The organism is Myxococcus sp. SDU36, assembly GCF_030168875.1.
GTDB lineage: Bacteria > Myxococcota > Myxococcia > Myxococcales > Myxococcaceae > Myxococcus > Myxococcus vastator.
The window spans coordinates 311,554-325,375 of sequence record NZ_CP077414.1 but is presented as its reverse complement, the minus strand read 5'-3'; the positions used below and the strand labels follow the sequence as shown (position 1 = coordinate 325,375).

General features: G+C 69.2%; 8 protein-coding genes. 6 read left to right on the top strand and 2 right to left on the bottom strand.

All coding sequences use genetic code 11. The features are described from left to right. The first annotated feature begins 1 nt into the window (after nt 1). From KGD87_RS01280 to KGD87_RS01260, 5 genes are all read left to right on the top strand, one after another. Complete coding sequence (locus tag KGD87_RS01280) at nt 2–2,110, top strand: ABC transporter permease (protein ID WP_284665770.1); 2,109 nt, start codon at nt 2–4, stop codon at nt 2,108–2,110. Between the two features lie 4 nt (nt 2,111–2,114). Beyond that, on the top strand, nt 2,115–3,416 hold the full coding sequence (locus KGD87_RS01275; RefSeq protein ID WP_284665769.1) for an ABC transporter permease: 1,302 nt from the start codon (nt 2,115–2,117) through the stop codon (nt 3,414–3,416). A gap of 4 nt (nt 3,417–3,420) precedes the next feature. After that, complete coding sequence (locus KGD87_RS01270; RefSeq protein WP_284665768.1) at nt 3,421–4,203, top strand: outer membrane lipoprotein-sorting protein; 783 nt, start codon at nt 3,421–3,423, stop codon at nt 4,201–4,203. Further along, entirely contained in the window at nt 4,200–5,816 is a 1,617-nt protein-coding gene (locus tag KGD87_RS01265) for a hypothetical protein (protein WP_284665767.1), read from the top strand. The genes KGD87_RS01270 and KGD87_RS01265 overlap by 4 nt, the downstream gene beginning before the upstream one ends. Before the next feature lie 243 nt (nt 5,817–6,059). Then, the gene (locus tag KGD87_RS01260) at nt 6,060–7,412 is read left to right on the top strand and encodes a hypothetical protein (RefSeq protein WP_284665766.1); all 1,353 of its coding nucleotides are present in this window, start codon (nt 6,060–6,062) and stop codon (nt 7,410–7,412) included. Here KGD87_RS01260 and KGD87_RS01255 read toward each other — a convergent pair. Then, the gene (locus KGD87_RS01255) at nt 7,402–8,496 is read right to left on the bottom strand and encodes an EAL domain-containing protein (RefSeq protein ID WP_284665765.1); all 1,095 of its coding nucleotides are present in this window, start codon (nt 8,494–8,496) and stop codon (nt 7,402–7,404) included. The genes KGD87_RS01260 and KGD87_RS01255 overlap by 11 nt on opposite strands. Nucleotides 8,497–8,505: 9 nt before the next feature. Further along, nucleotides 8,506–9,957 carry an LVIVD repeat-containing protein gene (locus KGD87_RS01250; protein ID WP_284665764.1) on the bottom strand — a complete coding sequence of 484 codons (1,452 nt, stop codon included), beginning with the start codon at nt 9,955–9,957 and terminating at the stop codon, nt 8,506–8,508. A gap of 184 nt (nt 9,958–10,141) precedes the next feature. On the opposite strand from KGD87_RS01250, the gene KGD87_RS01245 reads away from it, so the two are divergent. Next, complete coding sequence (locus tag KGD87_RS01245; RefSeq protein ID WP_502887993.1) at nt 10,142–13,816, top strand: TolB family protein; 3,675 nt, start codon at nt 10,142–10,144, stop codon at nt 13,814–13,816. The last annotated feature ends 6 nt before the right edge of the window (nt 13,817–13,822 follow it).

The window sequence follows — 13,822 nt, the reverse complement described above, 5'->3', positions numbered from 1 at the left end:
CATGGGACAGCTCCGTTTGCTGCTGCAGGTGGCCTTCCGCAACCTGTTCTCCAGCAAGATCAATCTGCTCATCGGCGGCATCATCTTCTTCGGCACCCTGCTCGTGGTGGTGGGCGGGGCGCTGATGGACAGCATGGATAGCGCGATGAGCCGCAGCATCATCGGCAGCGTCGCGGGCCACCTCCAGGTCTACTCGGATGACTCCAAGGACCCGCTGGCCCTCTACGGCAGCATGAGCGGCGAGCCGGACCTGGCCGCGCTGGACGACTTCAGCCAGCTCAAGCCCTTCCTGGAGAAGCACCCCAACGTGAAGACGGTGGTGCCCCTGGGCACCAGCGGCGCCATCATCACCTCCGGCAACACGGTGGACCTGACGCTGTCGAACCTGCGCGAGCTCTACAAGAAGCGCGACGAGGCCGGTGAGACGCCCGAGCTGCGGGAGAGCATCGACAGCGTCAAGGGGCACGTCCGGCAGATGGTCAACCTGATGGCCGACCAGACGGCCCGGAGCGAACAGGAGCTGGGCGGCGCCCAGAAGGACCCCGCGGAGGTGAAGGCGCTCGCCCAGGCGCGCACGGACGCGTTCTGGGACGCCTTCGAGGAGGACCCGTATGCCTCGCTGGAGCTCCTGGAGAATCGCATCGCGCCGCAGATTCCGGACGGGGACATGCTGGAGTTGCGCTACGCCGGCACGGACCTGGACGCGTTCCAGCGCACCTTCGACCGCATGGAAATCGTGGACGGCCAGCCGGTGCCCACCGGCCAGCGCGGCATGCTGCTGTCCAAGTTCTTCTACGAAGAGTTCCTCAAGATGAAGTCGGCGCTCCGGCTGGACCACATCAAGCAGGAGCGGGAGCTCAACCAGAAGACCATCGCCACCGACCCGGAGCTGCAGCGCTGGGTGAAGGAGAACCAGGTCCAGACGCGGGAGATCATCTTCCAGCTGGACCCCGTCAAGACGCGGAAGATGGTGGAGCGGCTGCAGAAGCTGCTGGGCAGCCAGGAGCCCGCGCTGGACACGCTGCTGACGCAGTTCTTCACCACCGACGACGCCAACTTCGACACCCGCTACGCCCAGTTCTATTCGGAGCTGGCGCCGCTGCTGGAGCTCTACCGGCTGCGCATGGGGGACGTGCTCACCATCACCGCCTTCACACGCACCGGCTACATGCAGAGCGTCAACGTGAAGGTCTACGGCACCTACCAGTTCAAGGGCCTGGAGAAGTCCGCCATGGCCGGCGCGCTGAGCCTGATGGACCTGATGTCCTTCCGGGAACTGTACGGCTACCTCACCGCGGACAAGAAGGCGGAGCTGGCGGAGATCCAGAAGCAGAGCGGCCTGGAAGCCCTCAGCCGGGACGAGGCCGAGGAGTCCCTCTTCGGAGAGGGCAGCGACAACGTCCTGGTGGCGGAGGCCACGTCCACCGACGTGGACGACCAGGCCGCCTTCATTGGTGACCAGGGAGCCCTCACGCGTGAGAACCTGCTCCAGCGCGTCTACACCCAGCAGGAAATCGAACAGGGGGTGGCCCTGAGCGCGGCCGTGATGCTCAAGGACCCGGAGCTGCTGGAGCAGACGATGGTGGAGCTGCGGCAGGCGGCGAAGGACGCGGGCCTGAAGCTGCGCGTGGTGTCGTGGCAGGAGGCGGCGGGCATCATCGGGCAGTTCGTGCTGCTGGGGAAGATGGTGCTCTACTTCGCCGTCTTCATCATCTTCGTGGTGGCGCTGGTCATCATCAACAACGCCATGATGATGGCCACCATGCAGCGTGTGCGCGAGGTGGGGACCATGCGGGCCATTGGCGCGCAGCGCTCCTTCATCCTGGGCATGGTGCTGGTGGAGACGCTGGTGCTGGGGCTCGTGTTCGGCGCGGCCGGCTCATTGGTGGGCAGCGGCATCATGGCCCTGCTCAACAGCGCCGGCATCCCCGCCGGCAACGAAGCGCTCTACTTCTTCTTCTCCGGCCCCCGGCTGTTCCCCACGCTGAGCGCCAGCAACCTGGTGGCGGCGTTCGTGATCGTCCTGGGCGTCTCCGCCATCTCCACCCTCTATCCCGCGTTCCTCGCGACCCGGGTCTCGCCCCTCCAGGCGATGCAGACGGACGAGTGAGAACATGCTCCAGCTCTTCCTCATCGCATTCCGCAACCTCGGCACCCACCGCAGACGCACCCTGCTGCTGGGCGGCGCCATCGCCAGCGTCACCGCGCTGCTCGTCATCCTCATGGGCCTGTCCACGGGCATGAAGGAGTCGATGCTCCGCTCCGCCACCACGCTGTCCACCGGCCACGTCAACGTGGCCGGCTTCTACAAGGTGACGGCGGGCCAGGCGGCGCCCGTCGTGACGGGCTACCCGGCCATCCTGGAGCAGATCCGCAAGGACGTGCCGGAGCTGGAGTTCGCCGTCCAGCGCGGCCGGGGCTGGCTCAAGCTCGTGAGCGAGACATCCTCCATGCAGGTGGGCGTGGGCGGCATCGACATCCAGTCCGAGCCGGGCCTCCGCCAGGTGCTGCAGCTTCGCGCGGGCGCGCTGGACGGCCTGGCCGAGCCCGACACGGTGCTGCTCTTCGAGAAGCAGGCGAAGAAGCTGAACGTCCAGGTGGGCGAATCCGTGACGCTGGCCGCCCAGACGCTGCGAGGCGCCAGCAACACGGTGGACGCGCGCGTGGTGGCCATCGCGGCGGACATGGGCATGCTGAGCGACTTCGGCATCTTCGTGCCGGCGGACACGCTGCGCTCGCTGTACCAGTTCAAGAGCGACACCGCGGGCGCGCTGCTGCTCTACCTGAAGGACATCCAGCACGTGCCGGCGGTGCAGGCCCGGCTGCGCCAGACGCTGACGGCCGCGGGGCACACGGTGATGGACCACGACCCGCGCGCGTTCTTCATGAAGTTCGAGACCGTCAACCGCGAGGCCTGGACGGGCCAGCGGCTGGACATCACGAACTGGGAGGACGAAATCTCCTTCATCACCTGGACGCTCACCGCGCTCAACAGCCTCACCGGGGTGCTCATCTTCGTGCTGATGGTCATCATCGGCGTGGGCATCATGAACACGCTGTGGATTGCCATCCGGGAGCGCACCCGGGAGATTGGCACCCTGCGCGCCATTGGCATGCAGCGCACGCGCGTGCTGCTGATGTTCGTCTTCGAGGCCCTGCTGCTGGGCACGCTGGGCACGCTGGCGGGCGCCAGCGCGGGGCTGGTGCTGTGCCTGGCCGTCAACGCCATGGCGGTGCACGTCCCGGAGGTGGTGGCGGTGTTCATCATGTCGGACACGTTGAATCTGGCCGTGCACCCCTCGTCCATCCTGGGTGCCATGGCCTTCATCACCGCGTGCACCACCGCCATTTCGCTCATTCCCTCATTCCTCGCCGCGCGGCTCAAGCCGGTGACGGCGATGCACCACATCGGGTGAACCCATGAGCCTCAAGAACATGCTGTCCGCCGCGGCGCTGGCCGTGTCGCTGCTGTCCGCTCCGGCCGCCCTGGCGCTGGAGCCGGCCGAGCAGGTGAAGCTGCTGGCCACCATCGACGACCGCCAGCGCAACGGCGGCGACTACAAGGCGATGGTGTACCTGGAGCAGAAGGAGAAGGGGAAGGCGGACCTCGTCTACGAGCTGGTCGTCTATCGCCGCGACGAGGACGACAAGCTGATGATGCTCTTCACCAAGCCCAAGGCGGAGGCGGGCAAGGGCTACCTGCGGCTGGACAAGAACCTCTGGAACTACAACCCCAGCGTGGGCCGCTGGGAGCGCCGCACCGAGCGCGAGCGCATCGCCGGCACCGACAGCCGCCGCGCGGACTTCGACGAGTCGCGGCTGGCCGAGGAGTATGACCCGTCCTATGAGGGCGAGGCGAAGCTGGGCAAGTACACGGCCCACCTGCTGTCGCTGAAGGTCAAGCCCGGCGTGGACGTGGCCTACCCCGTCCTCAAGCTCTGGGTGGACAAGGCGTCCGGCAACATCCTCAAGCGGGAGGAGTACGCCTTGTCTGGCCGGAAGATGCGCACGGCGCTCTACCCCCGCTGGAAGAAGATGTTCAGCGAGTCCAAGAAGGACGACGTCTGGATTCCGGAGGAGATGCGCATCTACGACGACATCGAGAAGGGCAACTCCACCACCATCCTCGTCAAGACGGTGGACCTGCGCTCGCTGGAAGCCAACCTCTTCACCAAGGCGTGGCTCGAGAGCAAGAGCCGATGAGCCCGCGCACGCTCACCCTGGCCGCGGCGCTGGCCGCGGCCCTCACCGGCGCGTCCGCGTGGGCCCAGTCCGAGGAGCGGCCCGATGAGGACGCGCTCTTCGGAGGCGGACAGGAGGAGCCGCCCGCGGAGGCGCCCGCGGGCGAGGACTCGGGCCGGCCCGACGAGGATGCCCTCTTCGGCGGTGAAGGCTCGGAGCCGGCGGCGGACGTGGACCCCGGCACCACCGGTGGCGCCACGGAGCGGCAGCCGCCGCTGACCGAGCCGGCCGGGGACCGGGACGCGGACGTGTTGAACGGCCCGGCGACCCGGAGCGCCTTCGACACCGAGGACGTGCTGGATGATCCGCTGAAGATTGGCGGGCAGTTCTACCTGCGCGGCTTCATGGCGGGCAGTGAGAACACCTCGCTCCGCCAGACGTCCTTCTCCGCCCCCACGCTGGTGGACGGCTACCTCGACGCGCGCCCGTCGGACCGGATCCGTGGCTTCGTCGTGGGACGCTTGAACTACGACCCCGCAATGCCGCCGCGGACCACGCAGGACGCCCCGGCGAACCCGCGCGTGCTGCTGGACCAGGCGTGGCTGCGCTTCGACCTGGAGCACACGGTGTTCTTCACCGTGGGCAAGCAGCACGTGAAGTGGGGCACCGGGCAGATCTGGAACCCCACCGACTTCCTGTCGCCTCAACGCAGGGATCCGCTGGCCTTCGTGGACCTGCGCACGGGCGTGTCCATGCTGAAGGTGCACGTGCCCTGGGAGTCCAGGGGCTGGAACGTGTACGGCATCCTCGTCATGGATGACCTGGGCACGGACGTGGGCGCCATCACCGACCCGAGCGGAAGCCCCACGTCCCAGGCTGGCGGCAGCGACCCGGTCAACCGGCTGGGCCGTCTGGGCGGCGCGCTGCGCGCGGAGGTCATGGTGGGGTCCGCGGAGCTGGGCGCCAGCGCGGTGGCGCAGAACGGACGCAAGCCCCGCTTCGGGCTCGACGTGTCCTCGCCGCTGGGGCCGCTGGATGTCTACGCCGAAGTGGCGCTGAAGGAAGGCACGGACCGGCCGCTGTACCGCATCCCGGAGGGGACGACGCTCGAGGACATCGCGCAGAACGGTGTCCAGGTGGAGGCGTACATTCCCTCGGGGCTCACGCCGCAGATGACGGCGGGCGCGACCTACAGCTTCCCCTATGGGGAGAACGACCTGGCCGTGCTGGGCGTGGAGTACTTCTTCAACTCCACGGGCTACACCGGCTCGTTCGGGTATCCGTACCTGCTGCTGAAGGACGCCTTCAACCCGCTCTACCTGGGACGGCACTACGGCGCCGCTTACGTCTTCCTGGACCGGCCGGGGCCGCTGGAGCGGACGTCCTTCAACCTGTTCACGCTGGGCAACCTGTCGGACCGCTCGTTCACCACGCGGCTCAACGTGATGCACCGCGCGCTCACGTATCTCACGGTGGAGGCGTACGGCTCGGTGAACTACGGACGGCGCGGCGGTGAGCTCCGGCTGGCCATTGACGTGCCGGAGGGGCTCGTCGTGGACGGGCAGCCGATTCCGGCCTTCTCCGTGCCCGCGCCGACGTTCCAGCTAGGAGCGGGGCTCCGCATCAGCCTCTGAGTCCATCGCGGCGTCCTGAGGTGCCCGAGGGCCGTGCTCCCCTGCTGCTGGGAGCGCGGCCTTCGGTGTTTTCAGGGCTCGGGCAGGCAGGTTCGGGATGCCCGCCCTGCGAGCGACCCTCCGAGCGCCGCACAGGCAGTTGGGGTGTCCGCGGCCAGACGGATGGACAGGTTTTTCCCCATGCGCCTTTGGATTGCCATCGCTGCAGGGTTGGGCCTCGGCCAGTCGCCGAGCGCGCCAGTCATGATTCCCCCCGAGGACCCCTCCATCCGGGACCCGGCCGCAGCGGCGCTCCAGGACGCGAACCAGCAGGCGGCGGAAGAGATTGAAGGGCTGAGGCCCCCAGCGGGCTACGTCTATGAGATGCCGGAGGATGCATCGCAGCTCGACTTCGTGCTGACACCCGTCCTGCCCGACGGCGCGCCACCGCCGACGACGGGACAGGTCGCCACCGAGGAGGCCGCGCAGACCTACGAGCCGATTCCCTCGCCCCTGGAGGCGCTGCAACAGGAGCAGGCCGCGATGGGTGGGAGCGGACAGCAGCTGGTGGATGACGGCACCGCGACGGGACAGGACACCCCGGGTGGGACGGCGAACGGCGCGGGTGGGACGGGGCAGGACGGCCGTGGCACCACCGGCGCGGGCACCGTCGAGCAACAGGACGTGAGCGGAACCGGAACCGTTGACCAACAGGGCGCTGGGCCGGGTGGCGCTGGCAACGTCGGTCAGCAGGACCTGAGCGGCACGGGCACAGGAGGCTCCGGCACGACGGGCTCACAGGACGTCAGCGGAGCGCCCCCTGAGAACACCGTTCCTCCGGAGCAGCAGAACCTCGGCAGCACGGGCACGTCCGGCGCTCAGACGCCCCTCCGGCAGGGCCCCACCACGGGCCAGGACGGCACGGAAGCGACCAGCGCAGTCCCCTCCCCCGCCCCCTTGACGCCGGCCTTCATTGGCGGCTCCGAGCCCATTGGCCGCTCGGAGCCCATTGGCCGCTCGGAGCCCATTGGCCGCTCCGAGCCCATTGGCACGCCGCCCACCGTGACACCCGTGAACAACCAGCCGGGCACCGGCGGCGCGGGAGCACCGGACACGAACCCGCCGCCGCCCGCGCAGCAGTTGGAGCAACTGCGTGAGCGAATGAAGCAGCTCGAAGCCCAGCTCAACGAGCGCGACGCCGACCTCACCGTGCGCAACCAGGCCGTGCAACTCCAGGTGGACACCTACGGCGACCGCGCGGTCGACGTGGAGCAGGCGCGACAGGAGCGGCTGACCCAGATTCAGACCGCCAGCCAGTGGATGCTCGCGGCGGACACGGCGCTGGAACAGGGAGAGCTGGACGTCGTCAATGCGCTCGACATCGCCGACAACGCCTTCGCCGACTTGCGTGACAGCGCGGAGGCGGACGGCCAGGGGACCGTCGTCGTCCACGCGGAGCGCCTGCGTGCGGCGCTCAATCTCGCCCGTGGCTTCGTCAACAACCGCGACGGCTACAATGCCCGGCTCGCCCTCCAGGAGGCGGGCGCCCAGTTGAGCCTCCTCCGCGCCGCCAACCTCGAGCGGCAGGCCACGGGCAACGTGCTGCTCAATCCGTGAACGACGGCGTCGCCCCCACGGGGGGGCTCTGCGGCCGGGCGATGAGATAGCCCTGCACGAAGTCCACCCCGTGCGCGCGGACCCAGCGCAGCTCCTCGTGCGTCTCGATGCCCTCCGCCACCGTGCGGATGCCCAGCGTCCGCGCAATCTCCAGGAGCTTCTCCACGATGGAGCCCTTGTACGGGTCCAGGTGGACGTCACGCACCAGCTCCATGTCCAGCTTGATGATGTCCGGACGCAACTGGTGGATGAGGTTCAGCGACGAGAAGCCCGCCCCCAGGTCGTCCAGCGCCACCTGGAACCCCGTCTTGCGGTAGAAGTCCACGATGCCGCGCAGATGCTCCGCATCCGTCGTCTGGTCCGTCTCGATGATTTCGAACACGACACGCTCCGGCGCAATGCCCGCCGCGTGGATGGCCTCCACCGTGGAGCGAAGACAGAACGTGGCGTCGTAGATGGCCGTGGGCGTGAAGTTGATGAAGAGGTGCGTGTCCAGTCCGTGCTTCACCGCCTGCCGGATGGCCGTGGTGCGCGCCGCCAGATCCAACTGGAACAGCAGGTCCGCCTCGCGCGCCGTCTGCATCATCCGTCCGGGCGGCACCAGCGCGCCGTCCGGCTCCAGGCCCCGCATCAACGCCTCGTGCGCGAAGATGCGACGGGTGTCCTGCGCATGGACGATGGGCTGGAAGTGCGTGGTGAGCCGCTCCTCGGAGAGCAGCGCCACCAGCCACCCCGCCCGCGTCCGCCTGGCGAGCCGCTGGAGTGAGCCCACCCGGGCATAGTCACCCAGCCCGGGCTCCGCCTCCCCCAGCATGAACAGCGCCCGGGTGGCCCGCGCCTCCTCCTGCGTGAGCGCGGCCAACAGGCTCGAGGCCAGAGGCGACAGCGCCGCCTCCGGGACCCGCACCTCGACGCAGTGGACCTCGGCGCGCACCTGGACCTCGTGCCGCGCTTCCCGGAGGAAGGACAGGAGCCGCCCCTGGCTGTGCCCCACCGGGCTCCACAGGAACAGACGCCCGGCGCCCTCTGCGAGGGAAGGAAGCGTCTGGCACCTGCCGCAGGACCGCGTCGGGGTGTCGCTCATCCAGACAGCCTACTCCGTCGTCTCGCGGAAGATGAGCAGGCCTCGCGAGGAATCCGTCGCGTACACGAAGCCGTCGCCCGGCACGTGCACCTTGCTCAGGCCTTCGAGGAACGCGACGCCGTGGCCCGCGTCCGTCTCCCGCCAGGTGTTGTAGTAACCCACCTGCTGGGGCGAGCCGGGGACGGACACATCCACGATGCGCAGGCCGTCCTGACCATAGGCCAGGTAGACCTTCGTCCCGGCGAACGCCACCGCGCGGATGGACACCTCCGGGCGCGTCCGGAACTCACCCGTCCGGGCCACCGTGGCCGGCGCGCTCACGTCCAGCACGCTCAGGTGCGCGCCCCAGTCCTCGCCCGCGTCGAACGCGTAGGGCCGGTCTCCCACCATGCCGACCGCCGTGGCGCGCGACGGGGTGTTGGCGAAGCGGCCCAGCAGCTTCGGGCTCGATGGGTTGGTGACGTCCGAGACGGTCATGCCGAAGGACCAGTTGCTCACGTAGAGCCGGCCGCCCATCGCCGCGACGTGCAAGGGCACCTCACCCGCCCGCGGCTCCGCGCCCTCGACGAAGTACCGCCTGAGCTGCGTCGGCTCCGCGGGCGTGGCGACGTCGTAGACGTACACCTCCGAGTTGGGCGCCGGAGACGCCGCGTACAGGACGTCTCCGTCCAGCGCGAGGGAGTTCACCTCCACCACGGACTCGGGGACGGAGCGCAGACGGACGGGCACCGCAGGGTTGGTGATGTCGAACACGATGACGCCGCTGCGGCGGCTGCCCACGTAGAGCGTGCTCCCGTTCACCAGCGCGTCCGTGAAGAAGTCGTTGGACGGCTCGGACAGGCGGACCTGGCGCGGCTGCGCGGGGTCGCTCAGGTCGAACACGACGAGCCCCTTGGCCCCCGCCGTCACGTAGGCGTGGCCATGGGCCACCGCGACGTTGGTGACCGTGGCGTCCGTCAGCTTCACCTCGCCGACCAGCGCCACGCCGGAGCGCTCCTCTTCACCCGCGCGGCGGCCCACCCGGACGGCGTCGAAGGTGCCCTTCAGGTCCGCCGTCCCGTTGGCGCAGCGCCGGAAGATGCCTGACATCTGCCCGGGCCCGGTCGAGGAACACCCGGCGGCGGCGAAGCGGATCGTCAAGCCGTTGGCGTCCTGGAACTCGCTGGCCAGGAAGAACGACTCCGGGGTGCTCTGCCGCTCCGTGGCGGTGACGCCCAGCAGCATCTGGGTGTTGCTGCCCCCTCCCGACAACCGCATGGCGGCCGCGGCACCGGAGCCGTCGTTGAGGTTGATGTTGAGGTTCCAGATGCCCTCGGGTTGTACGGCCGCGAGGCTTGAAAGCTGGCAGGCCGACACATCGATGGCCTCGACCTGACACTCCGCCTTGGGAGCGGACGGATTGTCATTGCCGCAAGCGGTGGCGAGCGCCAGGGTGCTGGTGAATGCGAGGAGGCGTTTCATGCCCCCCTGCATATCATCCGGCGCCAGCACCCGACGAAACAGCGCGCTCCTCCGGTCTCCAAGGGAGCGATGCCCACCGCCCGTCAAGTAAACGGAAAGAAATCGCCAGGGCGCTTGTATACCCCGGCCGCTGGGAGGCAGCCTCCCAGGCAGGTGTAGTCTTGCCGGTACCCCACCCACAGAGGTGCCTTCAGTGAACCCCCGTCCCCTCGCCGCTGCCCTGCTCGTCCTGCTCTTCCCGGGGCTCGCGCTTGCCCAGTTCTACGTCGTGCCCCGAAGGCCCGGGAAGACGGCGGTGAACAGCTACGAATTCGAGTGGCGACACACGGACATCCTCGTCGGCCCGGGGGCCACGGGTCTGGCGGAGCCCGCCGAGCGGACGGCGCACGAACAACCACCGAAGAGCCCGGGCGGCGCCAACCCGGGCGCGCCCACCACGTCGCCGGATGTGGGCGACACGAAGGCACCTCCCGCCGGTCCGCCCTCGGAGGCCACGGGGGGCCCGTCCGAGCCCCAGTCCCAGACGGGGCTGCCCGGCAGCACGCCGGTGGTGCTCGGGGACGCGGCCGACGCGGGCGTGCCGCCCTTGACGACGGGTGAAGACGGGGGCGCCCCGGAGCGTGGCCTGGCGGCCTCGGACGCGGGGACGGAGGACGGCGGCGCCCTGGCCACGGCCGATGCGGGGACGGAGGACGGCGGCTCGCTGGCGGCCGGTGGCACCGACGGCGGCGAGCAGGACGCGGGCGCCACCTACCTGATGGCCAGCGACTCCGATGACGGCGGGACGGTGCTGGGCGGCGGCCAGTCAGTGTTCGCGGGCGCGGACGGTGGGTTCAACTACACCTACGCGAAGTCGCTGGGGGACAAGTCGGGCGGGGTGCGCTTCTACTTCTACGAGCGTGAGCGCATGGTGGCCGAGCGCGCGGCGCCGCTCATCGAGGAGGCCTACCGGTACCTGGTGGACCAGTTCAAGTACGTGCCCACCAAGACGTTCCCCTACATCCTCTACAGCAGCTACCAGGAGTTCCTGCAGACCAACCTCTTCGCCGTGTCCGAGGGCACGCTGGGGCTCACCAGCACCGGCGAGGACCTGAAGCTGACGCTGCCGTACCTGGGTGACCACCGCCTCTTCGAGGAGGTCAGCACCCACGAGCTGGCGCACCAGTTCACCATCCAGAAGGTCCGCACCGTGGCCGAGCAGGCCAAGATGTTCGGCGACCCGCTGCAGGCCATTCCGCTGTGGTTCATCGAAGGGCTCGCCGAGTTCTACGCCAAGCGCGGCATGGACCCGGAAGCGGAGATGCTGGTGCGGGACCTGCTGGTGAACCCGGACCTCTTCAAGGGCTACGCCTTCCTCGACTTCTTCTCCCCCGGACCCTACGGCTACCTGTGGATCTACAAGGTGGGCCAGGTCCGCGTGTCCTTCCTGGAAGAGGAGTACGGCGCTGGCTTCATCCAGCGCGTGCTGGAGGAGTCGCCGCGGCTGGCGGGTGGCTCGCGCGACTCACCGTCGCTCAAGTTCGAGGAGCTGCTGGAGCGGCTCACCGGTGACAACCCCAAGCGCATCTCCGCGCGGTTCGAGAACTGGCTGAAGCGCCGGGCCTTCAAGACGTACCTGGCGTCCGAGCAGTCCGCGCCGTCGTTGGACCTGCTCGACAAGGCGCCCGGCTACACCACCGCCATGGCGTCCTCGCCTTCGGGCAACGTGCTGGGGCTGCGCACCATCGTCCCGGAGACGGGTGAGAGCCGGCTGTACATCATGGACCCGCGCGTGCCGGACAAGACGGTGAAGGTGGCGGGTGACGGCGTGCCGGGCGTGGAGTCGCTGCACCCTATCTCCGGGCGCAGCTTCGCGTTGACGAACGACAAGCTGGCCTTCATCGCGGAAATCACCGGGCGCGACATCATCTACGTGCAGGACTACACGCACAAGTCGGAGCAGCGAGGCTCGGACGTGCTGGTGCGCCGCAACGCCATCCGGACCGGCATCGACCGGGAGGTGGGCCTGGTGGTCGACCTGAGCCTGGGTGGCCGCACCGCGTACCGCATCGACCGGCACGGGCTGCTCGCGGCGTACTCGCCGGCCTTCTCGCCCGACGGCCGGTGGGTGGCGTTCATCGGCATCAACGACGCGGGTCTGCGGGACATCTACGCCATCGACCTGCAGGCGGGCCCGGACGCCCCGCCGCTGCAGCTCACCGACGACGTGTTCTCCGAGCGCGAGGTGACGTGGGGTCCCTCCGGCGTCATCTTCACGTCGGACGCGACGTCCCACCGCCAGTTCAACCTCTTCCGCGTGCGCCCGGACGCGCCCCGGCAGGTGGAGCGCCTCACCAGCGAGGAGCGGGACCACACGGCCCCGGTGGCCCTGGCGGACGGACGCCTCTTCTTCACCGCCTTCAACAACAGCAGCTCCGACTTGCACGAGCTGACGAAGGACGGCCGCATCGTGCGGCGCACGGACCTGACGACGGGCGTCTTCGAGCCCGGCCCTGGCCCGGACGGCGGCCTGTGGATGCTGTTCCACGTCTCCGGTGAGCGCCGGCCCGCGGTGCTGCGCCCGCCGCGCATGCTGGCGCTGGACGTGCCCGCAGAGCCGCCGCCGGAGCCGCCCAACCCGCTGGCGGTGCGGCCCCTCACGGACGCGACGAACTACGAGCCCTTCACCCGGCAGAACCTGGAGTTCGGTCCCTTCTTCGGCTTCGCGGGCGCGGGCGGCGGCGGCTTCGTGGGCCAGCTCTTCGCGGCGGCCAGTGACCGCATGAAGGACCACCAGTTCCTGCTCACCCTGGCGGTGTACGGCAGCTTCGACCTGACGGACGGCTACCTGCTCTACGTCAACGACAAGTCGCGCATGACGTGGGGCGGCGGCCTCTTCCAGTCCCTGCGCTTCCGCGTGGACCGCACCTTCGAGGGCGAGGAGGGCGCGCAGAACGCCTTCTTCACGTCGGGTGAGCGCTTCTTCGGCGCGCTCGGCAGCGTGCGCTACCCGCTGAGCACCTTCCTCTTCGTGCAGGGCGACCTGGCCATTGGTGGCACCCGGTACTTCCTGGACGACTACACGGAGTTCGAGCTGTTCTTCCCCGAGCGCAACGCGGCCAACCGCGAGCTGCTGACGGAGTGGAACTCGCGCAACCGCTCCATTCGCTTCCAGACGGAGCTGAGCGGGCAGATTGGCTATGACAGCCTGAAGTACCACTACGCCACCGGCCCGCTGTCCGGCAGCGCGGCCATGCTGGAGACCACGGTGGGCGTGCAGCCCTTCGACAACCAGGCCTACGGCAACGTGCGCGTGGACGCGGAGCGCTACTTCCCCATCTACGGCCGCGCGAACATCTTCATCCGCGGCGGCCTGGGCACCACGCTGGGAGGCCGGTACGCGCGCTCCTACTTCCTGTCCTCGTTCGACACGCTGCGCGGTGTGAACTTCGGCGACATCCAGTGGCTGCTCGGCCGGCACTACGTCTACTCCACGCTGGAGGCGCAGCTGCCGCTCAACGACATCATCCGGGTGGCCTTCCTCAGCGACCTGGAGGCGATTGCCGCCATCGACGCGGGCGGCGTCGGCGAAGGCCGGGATGACCTGTGGAACCACCGCGTGGTGAACGGCGTCGTCGGCTTCAACCTCGCGCTGGGGCCCCTGCTGCTGCGCCTGCACTTCGCGCGGCCGTTCGACGTCGGCGCCGCGGCGGGCCAGCCGGACCCGGGCTGGGTGACGAACTTCTCGCTGGGCATCGCGGGCCTCAACGGCTTCTTCGACCAGGCGAACACCGGGAAGAGCGTCGGCCCGGCGCCGACGCCCATGTCCCCGGCCCTGATGCCCTCCCTGGGAGGCGGCTACACCGCGCCGCGCCGCTGAAGTGGC

Excerpts from the sequence above, each read along its gene's own strand:
- KGD87_RS01280 (WP_284665770.1), top strand. The coding sequence starts at position 2 with ATGGGACAGCTCCGTTTGCTGCTGCAGGTGGCCTTCCGCAACCTGTTC.
- KGD87_RS01275 (WP_284665769.1), top strand. The coding sequence starts at position 2,115 with ATGCTCCAGCTCTTCCTCATCGCATTCCGCAACCTCGGCACCCACCGC.
- KGD87_RS01270 (WP_284665768.1), top strand. The coding sequence starts at position 3,421 with ATGAGCCTCAAGAACATGCTGTCCGCCGCGGCGCTGGCCGTGTCGCTG.
- KGD87_RS01265 (WP_284665767.1), top strand. The coding sequence starts at position 4,200 with ATGAGCCCGCGCACGCTCACCCTGGCCGCGGCGCTGGCCGCGGCCCTC.
- KGD87_RS01260 (WP_284665766.1), top strand. The coding sequence starts at position 6,060 with ATGATTCCCCCCGAGGACCCCTCCATCCGGGACCCGGCCGCAGCGGCG.
- KGD87_RS01255 (WP_284665765.1), bottom strand. The coding sequence starts at position 8,496 with ATGAGCGACACCCCGACGCGGTCCTGCGGCAGGTGCCAGACGCTTCCT.
- KGD87_RS01250 (WP_284665764.1), bottom strand. The coding sequence starts at position 9,957 with ATGAAACGCCTCCTCGCATTCACCAGCACCCTGGCGCTCGCCACCGCT.